Origin of the sequence: Allopusillimonas ginsengisoli, assembly GCF_004153455.1 — a bacterium.
Classification (GTDB): domain Bacteria; phylum Pseudomonadota; class Gammaproteobacteria; order Burkholderiales; family Burkholderiaceae_B; genus Allopusillimonas; species Allopusillimonas ginsengisoli.
On record NZ_SDQE01000020.1, the window covers coordinates 15,709 to 35,867 of the forward strand.

The 20,159-nt window shown below is 53.2% G+C and carries 10 protein-coding genes and 1 pseudogene; 6 read left to right on the plus strand and 5 right to left on the minus strand.

Annotated features, from left to right (window positions below):
* Positions 1-2 precede the first annotated feature (2 nt).
* A complete protein-coding gene (locus ERE07_RS20965; RefSeq protein ID WP_245153821.1) occupies positions 3-1,517 on the minus strand; it encodes an ATP-binding protein in 1,515 nt (504 codons plus the stop codon).
* On the minus strand, positions 1,514-4,150 hold the full coding sequence (gene rpoD / locus ERE07_RS20970) for an RNA polymerase sigma factor RpoD (RefSeq protein WP_130010975.1): 2,637 nt from the start codon (positions 4,148-4,150) through the stop codon (positions 1,514-1,516). The genes ERE07_RS20965 and rpoD overlap by 4 nt, the downstream gene beginning before the upstream one ends.
* A 324-nt stretch (positions 4,151-4,474) precedes the next feature.
* On the opposite strand from rpoD, the gene ERE07_RS20975 reads away from it, so the two are divergent.
* Complete coding sequence (locus ERE07_RS20975) at positions 4,475-6,049, plus strand: DNA cytosine methyltransferase (protein WP_130010976.1); 1,575 nt, start codon at positions 4,475-4,477, stop codon at positions 6,047-6,049.
* 125 nt (positions 6,050-6,174) lie between these two features.
* Here ERE07_RS20975 and ERE07_RS20980 read toward each other — a convergent pair whose 3' ends face one another.
* Complete coding sequence (locus ERE07_RS20980; RefSeq protein WP_130010977.1) at positions 6,175-7,125, minus strand: HNH endonuclease; 951 nt, start codon at positions 7,123-7,125, stop codon at positions 6,175-6,177.
* A 470-nt stretch (positions 7,126-7,595) separates the two neighbouring features.
* Between ERE07_RS20980 and ERE07_RS20985 the strand changes: the two genes are divergently transcribed.
* The 4 genes and pseudogenes from ERE07_RS20985 (at position 7,596) to ERE07_RS21000 (ending at position 14,263) form a co-directional block, all read left to right on the plus strand.
* The gene (locus ERE07_RS20985) at positions 7,596-8,129 is read left to right on the plus strand and encodes a JAB domain-containing protein (protein ID WP_130010978.1); all 534 of its coding nucleotides are present in this window, start codon (positions 7,596-7,598) and stop codon (positions 8,127-8,129) included.
* Positions 8,130-8,680: 551 nt separating this feature from the next.
* Complete coding sequence (locus ERE07_RS20990) at positions 8,681-9,496, plus strand: DUF3560 domain-containing protein (RefSeq protein ID WP_245153822.1); 816 nt, start codon at positions 8,681-8,683, stop codon at positions 9,494-9,496.
* Positions 9,497-9,571: 75 nt separating this feature from the next.
* A pseudogene (gene ssb, locus ERE07_RS20995) lies at positions 9,572-9,868 on the plus strand (single-stranded DNA-binding protein); the annotation flags it as partial.
* Positions 9,869-10,183: 315 nt separating this feature from the next.
* The gene (locus ERE07_RS21000) at positions 10,184-14,263 is read left to right on the plus strand and encodes a P-loop NTPase fold protein (protein ID WP_130010980.1); all 4,080 of its coding nucleotides are present in this window, start codon (positions 10,184-10,186) and stop codon (positions 14,261-14,263) included.
* An 854-nt stretch (positions 14,264-15,117) separates the two neighbouring features.
* On the opposite strand, the gene ERE07_RS21005 is transcribed toward ERE07_RS21000, so the two are convergent.
* On the minus strand, positions 15,118-15,867 hold the full coding sequence (locus tag ERE07_RS21005; protein WP_130010981.1) for a hypothetical protein: 750 nt from the start codon (positions 15,865-15,867) through the stop codon (positions 15,118-15,120).
* Positions 15,868-16,151: 284 nt separating this feature from the next.
* On the opposite strand from ERE07_RS21005, the gene ERE07_RS21010 reads away from it, so the two are divergent.
* A complete protein-coding gene (locus tag ERE07_RS21010; protein ID WP_130010982.1) occupies positions 16,152-16,889 on the plus strand; it encodes a class I SAM-dependent methyltransferase in 738 nt (245 codons plus the stop codon).
* A gap of 163 nt (positions 16,890-17,052) precedes the next feature.
* On the opposite strand, the gene mobF is transcribed toward ERE07_RS21010, so the two are convergent.
* Complete coding sequence (gene mobF / locus ERE07_RS21015) at positions 17,053-19,950, minus strand: MobF family relaxase (RefSeq protein WP_130010983.1); 2,898 nt, start codon at positions 19,948-19,950, stop codon at positions 17,053-17,055.
* Positions 19,951-20,159: the final 209 nt, after the last annotated feature.

Sequence of the window (20,159 nt, forward strand, 5' to 3'; positions counted from 1 at the left end):
ACTCAGTCCTGTTGGAGTTCTTCAGGGTCGTCTGGAAGGGTATGTACTATTTCCGGATAATTATCGAAGGGTTCGGTCGTCAGGAGCTGCTCGCGCGCACGATGAGCAGACATTCCCTTTCGAAGTACCATATTCCTATATAGGGTCAGCAGTACATTACGAACTTCGGCAGTTGGTACTTCTGCAAATCCTGTTCGAGGTGTTTCCCGTGCTTCTGCCGTGTCCAACCAGATTCTTTGAACGGGGATCGTTTCTTCGATGATGCGCAACATAGTAATTATTTCTGCCTTTAGCGGACCAGCATCTTCAAGAACCGATTTTATGGCGGGATGAGTGTGCTCAATCTTGTAGCGGATTCCGCCGTTGAAGTGTTCCGCACGCCAAGCCTCAACGATAGTCTTGTTCACGCCGACTGCTACCGCCTTTCCTCTATGAGCAAATACGCGCCGGGCACGTTCGCGTATATCCTCGGCAAGACGGGTCAGTTGCTTGCGAAGCGCTACCGGCGGTCTTGCAGTGGATTTGCGAATATCGATCTTCCAGTCTGAGTCGGCTGTATTTGGAATATCCAACCGGATTCTGGCGAGGCGGTGGGCCTCTTCCTTGGTCCATGAGCGACCCCGGCCCAGCCCTAGCCAACTACCCGCCAGCAGTAGACGCTCATTTCTGTATACATAGAAGCCCTGTTGGGCCGTCCATCCATCCGGGCCAGCTGCTGTTTCATGCGACCCCGGATTTAGCCGATCTTTGTGAGGAAGTACGTGGCCCTGTGCTTCCACCTGTCCACTGGCTGTAAAGAAATGGGCTATCGGTGAAGACCATGTGGCGGGGTTTGCGGTCAGGAACGGGTCCCACGGTACGATGGGTCTGCCGTTAATGGACAGCAGCAGGCTCGGTTGAGTGCCTGCTAGAAAACGATGGAAGACCATTGCAAGATGCCGTTCGACTTTGTCAATCAGATCGAGAAAATCTTGCTCCCGAAAGCCAGGGGCAACGATTCGGTCGTTCAACTCCCAGAGGACCAAGGTCCCGTGCTGTTTATCGTTAAGTGCTTGCAGACGGTGTTCGGAGCCTTTGGCGGGCCCTTCCAACATGTACCAGCCATCATCTTCGCTGGATGCAAGTACATCCAGATCCCAGCGAAGACAGTCGGTTCTACCATCTTTTCGGCTGGCTACGGTTAGCCGACGGCATTGGGAAAAAGATGCGGTTTTAAGGCCAAGGCCAAATCGACCTAAGTCGGACGGATTCCTTACATCGAGGGGGTTTTTCTCTCCCAATCGCATGGCTAGGTCCAGTTCCGCTGCATTCATTCCCATTCCGTCGTCGAGAATGGTTACGGTGCTAAGTTGGCCGTCCCAGAAAAACTCAAGGTCCACATTTTTTCCGTCTGCGGCGATACTGTTGTCGATAATGTCAGCCAGCGCAGTTGCGGTTGAATATCCAAGGCCTCGCAGGGCCTCGATCATGGCCCCAGCCTTCGGAGGAGCATGTCGCATGCGATCGGAACTATTCATTCTTGTTGCTCCTTTGGTGTTTTTGTTTTTTGCAGGAATGCTTCAAGAGGCTTGGAGCGGTTAGGGTGGCGCAGCCTACGTAAGGCTTTTGCTTCGATTTGCCGAATCCGTTCGCGGGTAACTTCGAATTGATTACCAACTTCTTCCAGTGTCATATCATCTTGGCAGTCGATACCAAAACGTAGGCTCATGACTTTGTGTTCACGAGGGGTTAAGCCCGAAAGTACCTCGCGTACTGCGTAGTTGAACTGTTGACGCTCCACCAAAGCCTCTGGAGATGGTGAGATGAATCCAAGGTCGTGTGTGTACGTGATGAGATCAGAGTCGTCAATTTTTTCAATCACTTGATCCAATGGTATGGCTTCCATATCCGCTTGTAGGATTTTGTGAATTCTTTCTTCCGGCATACCCATCCTTGTGGCCAAGATGGATGGGGTAGGGGCTACACCCGTTTTTTCGTAAATCTCACGCCGGATTTGATCCATCTTGTTGATGGTTTCAATCATATGCACCGGGATGCGGATGGTACGAGCTTGGTCCGCGATTGCGCGCGTAATTGCTTGCCTTATCCACCAGGTTGCATAAGTTGAGAATTTGAATCCATGGCGATACTCAAACTTGTCCACGGCCTTCATAAGACCTATGCTGCCTTCCTGAATCAGATCTGTGATCGGCAAGTCACGATTGGCGTATTTCCTTGCAATAGAAAATACCAAGCGGAGGTTAGCTACAGTCATTTCATGTTTGGCCTTGCGAGTCTCGGCCTCGCTGGTTGCCATGCGTTTACCGATTTCTTTCAGATCTTTTATGGGCAGCATCATGTCATGCTGCAATTCGATAAGTTTCTCCTGGATTTCCAGGATTGCAGCACCATGTTGCTTCAGACCATCTGTGTAACCGCCACCAGCTTGGACCTCATGTTCCACCCATTCAAGATTCGTTTCATTGTTTGGGAACGCATTAATGAAGTGCTTGCTGGGCATACCGGCATGATTTACGCAGATAGCCATGGCTGCACGCTCTTGATCTCGCACTTCGGCTATCTTGCCTTGTAGGGCTTCAGCCAAGTGGCCGATCATTTTTGCCGCGAAACGCACCCCCATTAGCTCAGTTTGGATGGCTTCGTGCGCCTCTCTGTAGGCTGTGGATTTGTAGCCCCCCGACGCGAAAGCCAGCTGCATCGTACTGAACCAGGACTCTACAGTCTCAAATTTTTTAAGGGCTTTTATGCGCAGCTCTTCAAGCTGTTTACTAGTCATGCCACCGGTTGGACCAACCTCATCCTCTGAAGTCACTCCGGAGCCTGCGTAATCGTCACCTTCTTCATCGATCAGGCCATCAATAATTTCATCGACTTGGGCCGATCCGTCCCGCACGTGTTGCATTTGCACGAGCATCCCTCGGATCGTGGTCGGGCATTCGGCAATAGCAATAACCATTTGCTTGAGGCCCTCTTCGATGCGTTGAGCAATAGCGACTTCATCTTCGGCAGTAAGCAGTTTGAACGCAGATATTTCTTTCAGGAAGAGCCATAATGGCTCGTTGTCTTGCCGGGACAGCGCTTCAAGAAAAGACACGGCCTCATCGGCCATTGTCTCCATCTCATCGTTCAAGCCATTCGGGATGTCAGCTGTGTCGAACCACTCCCACTCCTCATCGGTGATGATGATACCAAGGTCACCAAATAGATTAACCAAGTGGGTTTCAGCTATGGCATCTTTCTCCTCGGACAGCTTGGAGGTGTGGTCTATGAGGGATTGCCGAGATACGCTCCCATCTCTCAAGCCTCTCAAGATAAAGAGATGGATGGCTTCGGAAACTTCGGAATCGAAGTTACGGCGATTTCTTTTACTCGTCGGAAGGTCAATGTCGATGTCAGACCAGTCCTCATAGTCATCTATAAGTACGTGATCTGATATTTCATTTTGCAGCCTTATGGCTTCGTTTTCACAGGTTTCACTTGTGGCAGGAAGCGAGATATCATCGTCAGTCTCCCATCCTGAGATATCCAGAGTTTCATCATCGTGCCCGGATGATTTCCAGACAAGCGCCGAATTAATCTTTGGTATCTCAATGATCTGATAGCTTTTTCCGGACAGAGTCTGTGTTGCTGCATCCATGACTGAAGGTTCGTGTACTTCCTGCGGCCTCTGACCTGGGGCTGTGTACTGACCGGAGTGATCCAAAGCCTCATCAGTTGCTGGACGGATAGGCTCGGGACATGTCTTTGGCCTGTCGACAACCTGAGGGTTTGTTTCAGCCGGAATAGGTGCCGACATCGTCGGCGTCGCCGTAGATTGCTCGACTTCACGAGCTTCCAGAGTTGGGACGTTATACTGATTTATCAGTGCAATAACTTCAGTCTTGTTGGTGCTCTCAGCCGCTGAGAGTGCATCATCATCGTTTTGATCGCGAATACGTGGGTTCGCACCTGCCTCCAACAGGAACCGGCAAATGTGTGCATGGCCATGGGAAGCAGCCAGCATTAGTGCCGTACGCCCTTTGCTGTCCGTGGCATCTACGTTCATACCTTGGCTGACGCGTAAGCGCACTACAGGCAGAATGCCTGCCCGTATTGCCATCTTGAGCAAATTGGGAAGGGCTTTACCATCAGAGTCAGGCCCGCAACTCATGTTTCCTTTTTCCCTGCTGAGGTATCTGGGAGAAAGGCGAAGGCCACAGACCACTGTAACAATCTATAGAAGTTGACACTGTTTGGCTTGCTGCAGTGAGTTATGACATTAAATCTAGTACGCATGGACAGAATTGACCCAGTTCTGGGTGGAATCTATGACAGATGGCGTTATCGTATCAGGTTGACACAATCTGTGAGTTTTCGCCAAATGTCCAGTTCATTCATATACTGCTGTACAGGTCATGCTTCCTCCTTCCCCGTCAACTCAGCCTGGTATACTCCGAGACCGGCAGTGGCTGTCCCCCTTCAGAACTAAAGAAAAATGAGCAAGTTTGACTCCATACCTGTAATTGACCTTTTTGCGGGCCCGGGAGGGTTGGGGGAGGGCTTCTCCTCGATTAGGGGAGACGATGGCGGCAGTAGATTTGAAATCCGGGTATCCATAGAAAAGGAAGCAGTTGCTCATCGCACATTGTCCTTGAGGGCACTGTATCGCGCCTTGCGTAACAAGCATGTCCCGGATTGCTACTACGATTATGTCTCGGGGAAAATTTCGCGTGAACAGTTTTTCAGCCATCCGGATGTGTCCGACGAGGCCCGGAATGCCGCGTTAGAAGCACGCTGCTTGGAGCTGGGCGGCACCCCCGATGCAGAGATTGATGGGTTGATCGAGCAAGCATTGGGGCGATCCTCCGAATGGGTGCTGATCGGTGGGCCCCCGTGCCAAGCGTATTCAATGGCTGGACGGTCCAGGATGAGACCGGGGGATCCCAAGAAATTTGAACGAGATAAAAGGCATCTGTTATACGAGCAGTATCTGCGAATCCTGCGCGAATTTGGCCCGTCGATATTCGTTATGGAGAACGTCAAAGGGATACTGACTTCACGTCTTGGCGGCTCATTGATATTTGATCGAATACTCTCAGATTTGAGTAATCCTGGGAATGGCCATCATTATCAGATCCGATCATTTGTGACTGATGGCTCGGACTTGAATCCTTCGGATTTCTTGATTCAGTCCGAAGATTATGGTCTTCCCCAAGCTAGACATCGCGTCATTATTCTTGGTATTCGTTCTGATATTGCGGAAGCCTGTTCCAGCCAGCAGGAGAGCGGTCGATTTTTATTAAAGGCCTCGAGCTTGAAAATGAGGGTTGAGGATGCCTTGGTCGGCATGCCGCCGCTGCGCAGCAAGCTTTCAAGGGAAGAGGACTCCCATGAAAAGTGGCTTTCAGCCTTGAAGGAGTCAAAGCAAGGGCTGAAAATGTGGCGTGATCCTGATCGGCAACGTATTGAAGAGAGGATGACAGATGCATATGTTGACGCGGCGAGTCATGCATCCGCTGGCGGATTATTTGTTGCAGGTCAGCCGGATTTCTCGAAGATGCCCGAGTCATTGCGTTCATGGCTGGTGGATCCCAGGTTGCCGGGAGTGCTTCAGCATGAAGCAAGAAAACATATGCGTTCTGATTTGGGGCGGTATTTGTTTGCGTCGTGCTATGCGACGGTGACAGGGCGTTCGCCTAAATTGAGTGACTTCCCGCCAAGGCTTTTGCCTATGCACAGCAATATTTTTGATGAAACCATTCCCTTTCTGGATCGATTCAGGGTTCAGCGGAACGGTGAACCCTCGACCACTATTGTTTCTCATATAGCGAAGGATGGACACTACTATATCCATCCCGATCCGTCCCAATGCAGGAGTCTGACGGTACGGGAGGCTGCCCGCCTGCAGACCTTTCCTGACAACTATTATTTCGAAGGAAACAGGACGGAGCAATACTGGCAGGTTGGTAATGCAGTTCCGCCACTTCTGGCGCGACAGATCGCTGAGATTGTTCTTGATCTGCTTGATTCAGTGCGCAGCCAGACGTATGAGAGGGCGGCTTACGGCTGATCGGTGTACTGTGTTCTCAGCATAGTTACTGTGTATGAAGCGTCGTGGCTGGCTTTCCATGATGAGTGCTTAAGCGCATGAGTTCGTCGCCAGGAGGCACGTGTTCATGGGCCTTAACCGTCATGTCATGCCTGAAAAACCTCATCTCGGTGATACGCCATGTAGTGCTGCTGCCGAGGGATCAGGGGTCTGGGCTGCACGGTCATGTTCAATCCCCAAGCCTGTTGAATCTCCATCGGTAACTGCTGGCTAACACGCATTTGACCGTTGTCGTCGAAGGTGATGTAGCCGTTATCGAAGAGCCGGTCGATATGTGGTGCCAGCAGCAGGCCGTTGTGGCCGTCCAGTCTTTCGATGTTGTCGCTTTTGGCCCAAGGCTTGATGTGACTGGCAATCAAGAAGCGTTTATCCCTGATGCTAGTGATGCGGCAGCATAGTTCGATCTTTGCCACCCGTGAGCGGAACAAACCCTGGCCGATACGTGCTTTGATCAGCTGGATTCGTTCCGAACTCGAGATCGCATTGTTGCTCAGCAGCAAGTCAATGGCGGTGCTGGCGTCTGCTTCTGAACTGGCCTTCGTATGCTGGCCCGCGAGTTGGATATCTGATGGGTTCTGTGGTGCGGCAGGTGAGCGTTCGAGAACAACGTAGCTGTCCTTGATATCTGATACGGAGAAGACGCCTTCATATGCCCATGACCGATCTATCTCTGTGAAAAGTATTATCGGGTACTGATAGTCCGGCTGATTGAAAAGGGCCTGGTTTGCCTTTTCCGCGTGTGAGACCTTCCCGTTACGTGCCTTGAAAGAGTAGCGGTAGGCCGATTTGTCACTATTAGCCCAGCCATCATCCTCGTACGAGCCGAGGCGGGTCTTGATGAGTACAGCTCGGCATTCAGGAAGCAGACCGACCCAATTTATACCTTGTTGAGGCGTGTTTCCGATCTGCCAGCTTTCATCTTCCCAATATGGTGAATCGTCGATTTTCGAGAACTGGATGAGATCGAATAGATTCCGTTTGGTAACGGTGTCGCCTGCTTCAAGTAGAAATAGATTACTGGGCTTGCTCAATTGCATTTGAAAGGTCCATCGTTCATTTCGCAGTGGTCGAGTGAATGTTTGGGGTCAATGAAGTCTACATCAGCCCACCAATATACGTCGCTAGAAGAATGCGTTTAGACCGCCTACAGGCGGTAGAGGCGCTCGCCGCGCGGGCCAGCATTCGCAATCAGTGCATATCGGGCTGTCGTTTTCATTGCCCTGAGTGCGCCGCCCAAAACGCCGACTGTACCGCCAACCGTGCCCGCTGCCCTGGCTTTCGCGGCATAAACGGCATCCTCCCCGCCAGGCGGGTCCCCTCCATATATTCCACGGTCCTGTTCATCAGCCCCGGCCAGCAGTTCAGCACGGCAAGGCGACGAACTCACGGCAACGGCGGCAACCCCGCAGGAACCGTATTACTGCGAACGCCGAAAACCTACGATCAGGCTCGGAATCTTCGGCCCCGGTCAGCAGGAAAACCAACCGGCTTTTGAAGGAACAGGGAAATGGAACAGGTTAACGAGAATGCGGCATTGGGCTATGACAACATGAACACAGGGCAGACGCTGTATGTGCGCAGTACATCGGGTCGGTATCATGCCGCCACCGATTCGCACGTACTGGCAGCTGCGCGGATCGCTGCGGAAAGCTTGATCGGTGATCGGGCTGATATGGGAAACCCAAACGCCGTAAAGCAGTACTTTCAGGCCAAGTTGTCGGGCATGGGGCATGAGGTTGCCGCTGTACTGTACTTGAAAAGCCAGTTTAAGGTGATCCGTTACATGGAAATGAGCCACGGCACGTTGACGCAGGCCAGCGTATATCCCCGCGAAATCGTTAAAACGGCGCTTCGCCTGGATGCTGCGGCCATCATCATGTCTCATAACCATCCCAGCGGTATACCTGAACCTAGCGAAGCCGATCTGGCACTGACGCGGCACTTAAAACATGCTTTGGCGTTGGTTGATGTTCGTTTGCTGGATCACATCATCGTGACCGGGCAGAACACCACTTCGTTAGCGGAACGAGGTCAAGTGTAAACCTGGAGCAGGGCGGGTGAGAGCCCGCCTGCACCGGTAGGCGCCGCGCGCTGCGGCGCAGGTTGGACTTGTGCTGTCGCACAAGTAGTTATCCGCTTTCCTTCTTCTCAACAAAAGCAGCCCGTCCCGGTATGCCAGGACGGGCATATTGGCTTGCTGGCGCAAGCTGGATACATCTTGAGTAACTACCTTCAATTTAGATCACCGGCTCGGTGATGGTGGCGCTCGCCGCGCGGGCTGCTGCCGGGTTGTGCGTCGTGACACAGCATGCCTGGTCCTAAGAGTTCCATCGCCCTAAAACGCCGACTGTATCACTACGTTCCGGCGCTTCAAGAGGGTGTTCATAAAACCCGCTACGCGACTTTTACAAATCTTCCCCCTTTCCGCTAGTCACTGCCTGATTCAGCACGGCAAGGGCGATGGAACTCACAGGACTGGCGGCAAAACGCGATGGAACCAACACACAACCAGGCAGCAAAAACCTACAAACGGGCTCAAGAATCTTCAGGCCCGGTCAGCAATGACATCAGAACCGCGCCACTGCGCACTTTTTGAAGGAAAGCGACATGAACCACTACGAAGCAAAGCAGGCAGATCGTAAGGCCAGGCTAGAGGCCAGGGCAGTGCAGGCCGAGGCACAGGCGGCAACCACCTATGACCGCGCAAAGCAAATGGGTGAAGCGATTCCGTTCGGACAGCCGATCCTAGTTGGCCACCATAGCGAAGGCCGAGACCGCAATTACCGGCAGCGGATCCATAACACGTACGGCAAAGCCTTTGATCTGCAAAAGAAGGCTGACCTCTATGTGCAGAAGGCGGCTGCAGTAGGCGATGGGGGAGTTTCCAGCGATGACCCGGATGCAATAAGCAAACTCATGCGCCAGGTGGAGCAACTGACAGCAAATCAGGAACGCATGAAAAAGAGTAATCAGGTGATCCGTAAGCACAAGGGCGATGCAGAGGGCCAACGGCGCGCTTTGCTTGAGCTTGGGTACTCGGAAGAAAGCGCACAGAAGCTGATCGCGCCGGACTATGCCGGGCGTGCGGGCTTCCCGTCTTTTACCTTGACTAACAATAACGCGAACATTCACCGCATTGGGCAGCGGATCAAACAATTACAGGCCAACCAGGACCGCAAGCCGGTCAGCATACAGGGGACGGGGTATGCATACGCTGAGGCCGTGGAAGAGAACCGTGTGATGTTTATGTTCGAAGGCCAGCCGGAAAAAAGCACTCGCGAAATTCTAAAGCGCCATGGCTTTCGGTGGAGCCCAGTACGTGGCGCGTGGGTGCGTCAATTGAACAACGCCGCCATTTGGCAGGCAAAAGCCGTCATGCAGATTTTGAACGGCTCAACAGATAACTAAACCGAAGCCCAGGCCGCTTTATCGGCCTGGGGCATTTGTCGGCGAGCACGCCGAACCACTACCAGGAGCAACAACATGGCATCAGTTAACAAAGTCATCATTATCGGCAACTTGGGCTGTGATCCAGAGATCCGCTATAGCGCGGATGGAGCCGGGATCTGCACCACTTCCGTTGCTACATCGACAAGCTGGAAAGACAAGGCGACAGGCGAGAAGCGAGAAGAAACCGAATGGCATCGGATTGTGTTCTACAACCGCTTGGCAGAAATCGCTGGCGAGTACCTGCGCCAGGGTAGTGCGGTCTACGTAGAAGGGCGCTTGAAAACCAGGAAATGGCAGGATAAAGAATGGGGTGCTGACCGTTACAGCACCTAGATCGTAGCCGAGCAGATGCAGATGCTCGGGAGCCGTGGCGCAGATGGCCCGGCGTCGTTAGTTAAGCCAGCAGTTGCCCCTACCTCCACGAGCGGCGGTGTGACCGCTGACGACATTCTGTTCAATCGGATGGGGTCAGGTTGTGCTTGGGCGTGCATCTAATCGCTCGTGCCTCGGTCCGACGGGGCTGCCAATTTGAGGTGGAAAGCCTGGATATGGCCGCTATCGAGCATAGAGCAACCTCCAGTAGCGCAACAAAGCAGATACTGTAGTAAATTGATACTAAATTAATTAAACAAAGCATCTGCCCCAATGAATGAAAAAAAAGGGAAAGTAGCGAGCCGGGTTTCAATGCCTAGCATCCTCGACAAAGAGCTTGAGGATCGCAGTGCGGATGCGTTTGGGCATCAGGATTACGCCGATGCGCTAAGAGATCTGATCGAATCGCCGACAAACAAGCCGCCGTTTAGCGTTGGGTTGCTTGGGCCATGGGGAACGGGTAAGAGTTCGATCAAATCGCTCTATCGACGTGACTTGGAAGAGGATAAAACCGGACTCGTCGGAGGCCGCCGGGCTGATCGCATTCACGTCATCACGTTTAACGCATGGCGATTCGGAGGTGAGCAGGACCTAAAGCGCGCGCTCTTGAGGGAAGCCTTCAAACAGCTCGGTGGAGATGAGGCTGCGTTGCGGCGCGCGCTATTTGCGCAGGTCAATAACGTAACGCATCAGCGGCGCTCGTTTGGGGATTGGTTCGGAGAGGCTTTTGGTCAAATCCTAGGCGCGGCCATCATACTGGTTATCATTTTACTGGCTGTCTTCTTGATTGCGCTGGGTTATGTCAACCTTACCGGTTTAACAGAGCAATATTCTTTAGCTGCGATCTTTGGCGGTGCAATTGTTCTGGCGGGCTGGTTTGGGAAAACTATCGTTGACCTACGGGTTCGCTCACCCGCCTGGTTCTTGCCCCAGACGTCTGTTTCATTCCCCGCGACTTCTGCAGAAGAGTATGAGCGACTGCTGACGGATCAGATTGAAGTGTTCAGACGGAATGTCGGACGAAAGTGTGAACGCCTAGTGGTCTTTGTCGATGATCTAGATCGGCTGTCGGCTCCAGAGATGGTCACAGGTCTTGATGCCATTCGTACGTTTTTGGAATTGCCGTTCAACACCTCTGAAAATGAGTTCGGTGTGGTTTTCGTCATTTCCTGCGATGAGGATAAGATTGCGGAGGCAATCAAGCGGCGAAATGGGCTCGGCAGCCCCGACTTACCTGGCGCGGTATTCTCGCGTGGCGATGCGCGTCGATATCTTGATCGCCTGTTTCAGTATCGGTTGGAGATTCCACAGTTTCCAAAGTTAGACATGCGCGATTTTGCGCTAAAGAAGTTGCAGGGCATAGAAAGCGTAGCCACCGATTTAAAAACGCGGAAGGTAGATCTAGAAGATGTTATAGATCGGTTGATTCATGTCGATGTGCAGAGCCCGCGGAATGCAATTCAGCTGCTAAACGCGTTTATACAGTCCTGGTGGGTCGGCAGCTTGCGTGAACGCAACGGTGTAGGCTCCAGTGCGCCCGGTGCGTTGCATAAGGGTGCCGTTACGGAGCATCCGCTGTCATTGGCGGCGTTGTGTGTCCTTCGAGTTGATTTTCCCGATTTCTACGATGCTGTGCAGAATCGCCCGGAGATCATCCAGGAGTTCCGGAATGCGGTTTTTGGCGGAAAGCCTCTAACCGAACTGGCGCCGCAGGCGCGCGAATTACTCAGTGAGTTTCTTGTGGCGGACAAGAACGGTGAACTGACTAGCGAGGTGCGGGTTGATCACCGAAAGCTTAGGCGCTATCTTTCCAGCTTAGTGGATCTGCGATGGCCTGTGGTATTACAACCGTTGCTGCGGCTTGCCGAAGACCCGATCACGCGCAAGTTTGGTGATAGAGCTGCTGCCGTTTTTGATAGTCTCATTTCCGGTGATGTTGTGGGTGTGTTGGAGGCGTTCGGACGGCATTTGGACGACAAGCCCCTGGGTGATGAAGATGCAGTTCTATTGGAGGATTTTGGTGAGGCATTGCCACAAGAAACCGAGGCGAGGCGTACCAATGCTGCGCGCGTTCTCGCTGCGTTGGTAGACCGGATACCTCAAGGGCGGAAACGTAGAATATTGTCTCCACTTATAAGGCAGATGGCAGCGCTGAAGGCTGTTCGCATGAATATTCAGCCTGGACGGGCTCGGCAGATTATTGTAGGCGCATCAGCAGATGACCGACGGGACGTCGCAGAGAGGTTCATTGCAGACATCTTAAGCCTGAATCCGCTGGATTGGCGCCTGGCGACAGGCGGAGAACCGAATCTGGGTGAGGTAACGGGTGCAGCCAAGGATACAGTGGGGCTGGCTCTCGAAGTCAAAGAGACAGACGGCTTATCTACTGTTGCAGATACGATGCTGAGACAATGGCTTTTGAAACGTGAAATCCGACTAGAAAACGAATCTCAGACGTTACCGTTCTCTGATTTGGAGGAATGGATAGATGAGCACAGCAGTATTCTGCCCGGGGATCTGGAGACCGAGTATTCGGATCAAGCCATCGGCGAATTTGAACAGGCGACAACAACCCCACGATTCACGGAAAAGGTTCTCCCACGGCTTTCGGTGATATTTGCTGGTACCGCGAAGCTAGGCGAGGAAGAGCGTCAGGTTCTGTGGAGCCAACTTACTCGATTGGTAGCTGTTCGGTCGCAAGCGGCAGCGGAGTTTGCATGGGGCGATGCTGCACGCTATAGCGATCTAGCTGGCGCGGAGGAACGACGAGCGTTTCTTGTTGCCTTCGCGACACGTCTTTGCAACGAAATTGAGGACGACGAAAACTGGCCGCTTGATTGGAGCGACGGATCGACGAAGTTTAACGATCTGATTGCGGAGTGGCGTGCGGATATCGATGCTGAAACAGCGAATGAGCTGGAGAGGCTTGTCTTGTTGTGGGCGAAAGATACTGTGCGGGAAAAATATGCACTTCGAGCGCTGGATGTGTTAAAGGATCAGGCTAAGGAGTCCTGGGACACGATCATATCGTCGCTGACCAAGATGGACATGTCAGTGCGACCGTCGGCTGTTTCGGGCTATTTGGGGCGCAACTTCGATGCAACTGAGCAGGCGGGCAAGAGCCAACTCGTCACAAAAATGGATGCGCTCATCAACGCAAATGGTTCGGATGAAAAATCGGTAGTGGGTTATGACACACTCGTGAAGAGTATGTCGGACACGTCATGGTCTGAGGCGCCGCTTAAGGATCATCTCGTGCGTCTGCTGGATCGCATCAATGCCATGCACAACAATCCGGATTATTTGGGTCAACTGCTCCCGATTGCTGCGAGTATATTCAGATTCTCTCCTGTTGGAAAAGTGGGACAAGTCTTAATTTCGCTACTGACAAACGCAGTCGGCACGCCGGACGCGTATATTGCTGTCCATCGGTGTATGAAAGAGTCATGGCCCGAGCCCAATCCGCAAATTGGCGACTACAATCCCGACGATATCGTGGCACGGGCTTGTCAGTTCATCCGCGAAAAATCGGGAACCAACGGCATCGGGGATGTTTATGAGTCGGTGTGTGACCTTGCCAAGCGAGGGATATCCAGCACCGCGAGCAATCAAGGAGTCGCGGACGTCACATCAACAGTATGGCGCATGGCACCGCAGCACGTTTCGGCACTGGCTGGCTTTGTCGCAACGATCTTGACGCCTACATCCGTGGCAGAGGTGCTTACGGGTACACAATCGCCAGATTTGGACCGAGGCGACCTTTCTATGTTGTTGACTGCAGTTTCGAAAGCGTTTGATAGGGACCAGCGCAGTGGGACGGCGCAGCTTGTTTTGAGTTCAGCACCCGAGCCTCTGTTTGAGAATCTTGATGGCGCATTTAAATGCTGGATCTTGGCCGTTGAGGAGGATGATCCGGGAATTTTGATTGATCTCCTTGCCGACGATAGTCTAAATGATGATCAAGCGAATCGAGTTCTTGTGCTCATCAGCGATAGCACTCTGGCGGTTGATAGTCCGTCTTCAATCGAAGCTGTGTTGAAAGACACGGCACGTCCGAAAACTCGAAGCGCTTTGATCGAACGGTTAGCTGGGATTGCCTACGCGTGTGGCTCAGATAGTGCCAAGAGCAAGTTGGCGGAACACTTAATGGGGGGCCTGCCCGCCCTGCCAGAAGATGATTTGTACACGGTGGCCAGGCAGATTGGCGACCTGGGCGGTGGAAGTGCGCTCGAACGCAACGACGGGATTCTGAGCACGCTGGACAGTGATCAGATTGACGCGATTTCAAAGGCATTTCCAGCATCTCGCCGGTTTCGTGCTGTAGCAAAGAATCTGAGAGAAAAAGATAAGTAGATGCCCCTTTAACTTCACAGGAGAAGGCGAAGTGTGTTTGGGAAGAATGTGCATAAAGTGACAAAACGGAGACTGCTTCAACTTGAGAAGCCCGCAGACTTGTTGGTGTGGGTCGAGTGAGGACGGTCGACTCCATGTATATAGTCTAGTATCTAGCTCCTTTTCGTTCCTTCGTTGTTGCAGCTCGTGTTCGACCAACTGTACATAGTTGTGACCTGTGCATAAGGTCGTTTTAAGCCGACCATGGAAGTTGCTTCAGTAATTCCCCATCTTTGATGGGGCCCTGATTAGTGACGTTGCTAGCCCTTTGGGCTAGCAGGCACCTTCAAATCCCCAAATTCGCTGTCGCTCATTTGTGGCCTTAAAAGTGCCACACAAGACGCACCCCGGAGGGGGGTAGGAAAAGCGCTTATTTTTCAAGGAATTGTGAGCAAACGGCGGTCAGCCGCGCCGTAGGACATAAAGAGCAAAAAAACAGTGTAAGAGGTTGATTTATTGAATGGATATCCGGCTACGGTTGTAGCCTTGTTTCTAGTAGACGGCGCGGACACCTGCCGCTAGCAACGTTCCGACTACACGCTGACGGCTTTCCATCTGCACTTTGATTGCATAGCGACAGCATGAGTGCTGCGTGATGATTACCTATGGGCGGCTGGGGCTTTACAGTGTCGCGGCATCAAGCGTACGAGGAAATGTCAGAGGTACTGATTCATACTTGAGCACACAGGCATTGCCAGATATGAAGGGCAGAAATCGACCTATAGCTACCTACCTTGCCTTCAGAAAACTGCTGTTTGATGCTTGAGCTGTGGGCACACGATTGAGGCGTCTCCGCCTGAGCCAATTATCGGGAATTACTGTTTTTCTTGTTGGTCGAGAAACTTAGATAGAGGGCCGTCACTATTTGCTAACTTCGCCGATAATCGGTATTCCTCAAAGTCTTGTGCTCGAACCACGGCATATGGCAAGTCCGGCTTACTTCGAATAGAGGCTCTTGCTAATGCGCCTCCCCTGGGGGTTTGCCGATCATGCTTCGCAAAAATGAACATCCCACCGACAAGGATCCGGTAACCATTCACCCCCTCCTTTCTATCTGGCTTTGGAGCACGATAAGCGAATACTTCATCGTCGCTTTGACCACGCTTTAGGCGAAGCAAAAGAGCGTCAACCTCCGGCGGTACATTAATAGATGAAAAGGCTACATCCCGCAGGATGTCTTTATATCGACCCAGTTCGATCCGGCCATTTTCTTGTGATGCCACACTGTATTTCCACAACACCCCACAAACAAAGCGTAGGATGCTATCTCCAGTGACGCCGTTTAATAAATATTCACCAAAAGATAACGTCTTAGCTGTTTTTCGTATCTTGCGAAATGCCTGCGCAGCTACGTTTTCCATCGAACCTAGCTTGCTATCGCATGCTGCGCAGAGGATGTTCTGTTCATATAATCCAGATTGTGTATATGAAAATCTGTCGGGTTCGCGAGTAACAGCATGTGCCTTGCCAACTTGCGCCTCACGAGCCATTGCCCTTGGGATTAGATGGGATTTTATAGTGGGCGTATTTCCACAAACTAAACAGTTACTCAAAAAACCTTCCACGAATAAAATCCTTTTCTTCCATCGTCAAGAGGTGATATTTCTTTGTCCAACGATCTGCGGATCGAGATTTTTTGCAATACGGCATCCACCGGTTGAATCCGCAACCCAGAGCAGACATTGCTACACTGACGATTGCGTTCATTTCGATGAGTGCTTTTCGATCTTTCAATTAGGGGGGGGGTGAAGCCTAGGTAAGCTTACTATGCGGATCACCAGCCTAAGCTCCGAGAATATGACAGTGTCTCAGAAGTATGCTCCATCCATTTTCCACCGTTGAGCCGAACATGGCACAAAACATCTATGACAACCCCGAATTCTTCACCGGCTACAGTCAATTGCCTAGGCAGTTGCGTGGACTGGACGGCGCGCCAGAATGGCCCGTGATCCGGGATATGCTGCCCGATCTCGCGGGCAAGCGAGTGGCTGATCTTGGCTGCGGATTTGGCTGGGCTTCGCGGTGGATGCGTGAACAAGGCGCGGCATCTGTGGTGGGGTTCGACCTGTCGAAAAAAATGATCGCCCGAGCGAAGATCGATACGAAGGACACAGCGATCGAATACCGTATCGCTGATTTAGACACTTTGGAATTGCCACAGTCAGCCTTCGATCTGGTCTATAGCGCGTTGACATTTCACTATGTTCAGAATTTTGGGCGACTTATCCGAGAAATCCATGCAGCTCTGTCACCGGGCGGCGATCTGGTTTTTACCATTGAACATCCGATTTTCATGGCCGCTGCGCGCCCGCATTGGATTACCGACGAGGACGGGCGCAAGACTTGGCCAGTCAACCGTTACTCTGTCGAGGGTGAGCGCCACACCGACTGGTTTGTCGAAAACGTAATAAAGCATCATCGCACTATGGGAACGACGCTCAATTCGCTGATTGAAGTTGGTTTCACGCTGCGCCGAATCAATGAATTCGCCCCCACTCGCGAGCAGATCAGGCAAATGCCCGAGCTGGCCGAGGAAGCGGAGAGGCCAATGATGCTGCTAGTTTCGGCTCACAAGAATAGAGACTGATTCCACTCGGCCGCATATGTACTCTAAACGGTTAGCCAGCGAAGTAAATGTCCTCATTTGGCCGATATCTGCCGGGCAAGTCAACAGATCCACTTTGACGCAGCTGCAGTAGCTTGTTTGGTTAACCAGACTGTATGTGGAATAGAGAACAAGGGGCGGCTAGTTATCCTATTTCCAGCTCAGATTCCGGGCATAGGGAAAGGATGCCAAGCTCGTTCTGGCCGTGCGTTAGGTCTTTGGTCGTCATCGACTGCAGGTCATGTGCCAGCCCCTTGTACGTTAGCCGATCAACCCGCTCAGGGAGCTTTTTTGCGTCGTCTGTGAATACAATAACCTCGTGCCGTTCGCGCGAGATACTGACATAGTAAGTGTCCTGGGCAGTCGTGCGGCTGAAGCTTTCGGCGTTGTAAAGGACTCGGTCGCAGGTCAGCCCTTGGGCGCTATGCGCGGTGGTGGTGTAGGCATAGTCCATGTTTAGTGGTCGATCTGTGGGCAGCTGCACGTGGCGACCATTGGTTTCGATGGTGATGCTCATTGCATCAATTGCCGCGACCTTCGCTAGCTGTCCGTTGACCAGATCATTCTGGGCATTGTTACGTGTGATGCGGACATGGTCACCTACAGACAGCTCTGCTCGGTTCAGGTGGTAGACCGATAGCTTGCTCATGGTTTTCGGGATGATTTCTACGGGTTGCGTGGGTGACGGGCCGGGCTGAATCGGTTCGACGCTGATGCGGTCATGGTGTGTACTGCCGGTCACGCGGTACAGCTCGCCGCGTTTCAGGCCGCACTGGTAGTCCCGTTCGGGTACGACGATGTCGCCCACGGTGTAATACCGCGCTACGCTGCGTTCTGCGCGGGTGGTGTCATGGCGAGCCAGTAGCTGGCATTGATGTCCTTTATCTTTCAGGCCGAGCAGGGTATGGATCCGTGCATTAATGGCTTCGCGCGAAGCGTTGGTGCCGGTCACCACGATGGTGCCAGCCTGGTCTGCCGCTGGAAGCTGTACATAGGCTTGAGCAATGGCCTCATATCGGGCGGAACTGTCCCGGCGCTTGTGGCCATGCTCGTCGGCAGTGAACTGATCTGGGATGGTGAGCACCTGGTCAAGGAGCGGCAGGGATCGTCTGGCTTGGCCTTCTGCGGCCAACTGCACAGCCTGGCGCAGACGTTCAGAGCGTTGGCGCTGGATGTCTGCCATCAGTACAGTTTTCATGCCGTTTTCCTGCAGCATGGCAAACGCGCGGCCTGCCTCAATGGCCTTGTTCTGGGCGGTGTCACCCAGCAACACCACTTTTGCGCCCGTCGGTTGAATCAGGGCCAGCAGCTTGTCCATCTGCCGCACCGGCACGACCCCGGCTTCGTCAATCACTACGACGGTTTTCGGCCCCAGGGTGTTGATGAAGGGGCGTTTGTCAGTAGCGGCAAGCACCGATGCAATGGTGTTGGCCGGTATGTAATCTTTACGCAGATTGCGAACCATGTTCCCGTAGGGAGCCAGGGCCGTCATGGTGTGCCCCTGCTGTTGGAGGATGGCTTGGGCGTTTTGCAGAGCGAAGGATTTGCCGGTGCCCGCTAGCCCCTGGATACCGGCGATCTGATCGGAGCCGGTCGCGATCAACATGACGGCCTCGCGCTGGCCAGGCGTCAGGCGTGTGTCGAGACTGCTTTTGGCGCTGGTATCTGCAATCGTGGTCTGCCAGGCACTGCGACCTGTTTGCTCAGCGGCTAGTATCCTGGACTCGGCTTCATAGGCCTTCTGGGTCGCGTAGCGTGGGCTTTCCATCAGCAGACGTCCTTTGGCAATGGCTTGGTCAACGAGTTGCCGGGCGTTGCCCTGCGTCAGGCCGCGCAGGCGTATGACCTCTGTCGCCCAGCCGTCGCGCGTCATGGGAAGGGCCGTCCTGTCCTGGGTGCTGCGGTAGTGCGGTGCTTCTCGGATCAGTGCGCCGGAATCTACACGGCTCTGGATCGCTGCCTGAATGGCTGTGATATCCGTATAGCCACCGGCATGGCGAACAGCGTTCTGTAGTAAACCCGCCAGAGGCATGACGGATTCTCTTTCGGCCAGATGTTGGATCGCCCAGTTCAGTGAGGCTTGTGCCACCAGGTCAGATGGTTGTCCGAAGATCTGTGGCGGTTGAATGTCCGCTTGGTCCCTTACTAGGTCGAACTGCATTCCGATGGCGGTAGCGGCGTCACGCCATTGCCGATGTAGCTCCGTGCGACTAAGATCTGGAGTCTTCGCTTGGCGATGGGCCAGGGTAATGCCTTGGCGCAGGGCGTGAGGGGCTTCTTCACGACTGGTGCCGCGTGCAGACAGTTCAGCAGTGATGCCGGCACTGCGTTTACTGAAAAATTCGATCTGCTCGCGACTGATATGGGCCAGTTCGATATGGCTCTTTTCATGGCGGACCGCATACCCCAGCGCCCGGACATTGCGTTCCAGCTCTGCCTGGTAGATCGAGTCCGTCACGCGCAGCAGCTTGAAGATTTCTTCATTGGACAAGGCCACCCAACTGCCGTCGGCCCGCTGGGTTAGGTTCATCAGCAGAGCGTGGACGTGTAGATGAGGATCGGGTGCAGCGCCTTCGGTAGGGCGTGCAGTTTCATGGCGGAACTTGGCGATGATGAGGTTCCCCGTGTGCTCTACCCGTGATTTGCCGTTTTGTTTGTGGCGGCCCATGGTTAGGTGCTGTTCAACGTAGGAGAGAGCCGAGGCAACCGCTTTATCGTTGGCAGGGATCAGGCGTTCGTCGCCGCCGATCAAGGCCTGCAAAGTGATGCTTTTGGGTGCGCCGAAGGTCAGATCAAGGGCGGCACGGGCCTTCGCATCCTTGCGGACTGACCGGCCCGCAGCGACACCACGACCAAAGTCGCCATGCAACATAGCTTTGAAGCGTGCGGAGTAGATTTCACCGATAGCACCAAGGCGCCGGGCACCGTCGCCTTGCCAGGTGGCGGCACTCCCGTCGCGGCTGTAGTAGTCATCGGTCTGGTCGGCGTAGTAATGGGTGGCGAGGGCCGCACGGGCGCGGTAGATCTGGCTGTGCGAGATCATGGGAGCTCCGGAGAAAGGGGATGGAAAGAGATTAGCCAGCGAGTGCTTGGGCGTGTCAGTGCTAGCTTTTTTGGGGGGGGTGGACTGGGGGTAATCCCCCCAGAAAAGGAACGGTCTTAAAGGTAGAATTTTCTAACAGCAGTATTCAGGAAATTTTGCATGAAGACCTCACGTTTTACCGACAGTCAGATAATTGCCATCCTCAAGCA

Excerpts from the sequence above, each read along its gene's own strand:
- ERE07_RS21010 (WP_130010982.1), top strand. The coding sequence starts at position 16,152 with ATGGCACAAAACATCTATGACAACCCCGAATTCTTCACCGGCTACAGT.
- rpoD (WP_130010975.1), bottom strand. The coding sequence starts at position 4,150 with ATGAGTTGCGGGCCTGACTCTGATGGTAAAGCCCTTCCCAATTTGCTC.
- ERE07_RS21000 (WP_130010980.1), top strand. The coding sequence starts at position 10,184 with ATGAATGAAAAAAAAGGGAAAGTAGCGAGCCGGGTTTCAATGCCTAGC.
- ERE07_RS20985 (WP_130010978.1), top strand. The coding sequence starts at position 7,596 with ATGGAACAGGTTAACGAGAATGCGGCATTGGGCTATGACAACATGAAC.
- ERE07_RS20975 (WP_130010976.1), top strand. The coding sequence starts at position 4,475 with ATGAGCAAGTTTGACTCCATACCTGTAATTGACCTTTTTGCGGGCCCG.
- mobF (WP_130010983.1), bottom strand. The coding sequence starts at position 19,950 with ATGATCTCGCACAGCCAGATCTACCGCGCCCGTGCGGCCCTCGCCACC.
- ERE07_RS20965 (WP_245153821.1), bottom strand. The coding sequence starts at position 1,517 with ATGAATAGTTCCGATCGCATGCGACATGCTCCTCCGAAGGCTGGGGCC.
- ERE07_RS20980 (WP_130010977.1), bottom strand. The coding sequence starts at position 7,125 with ATGCAATTGAGCAAGCCCAGTAATCTATTTCTACTTGAAGCAGGCGAC.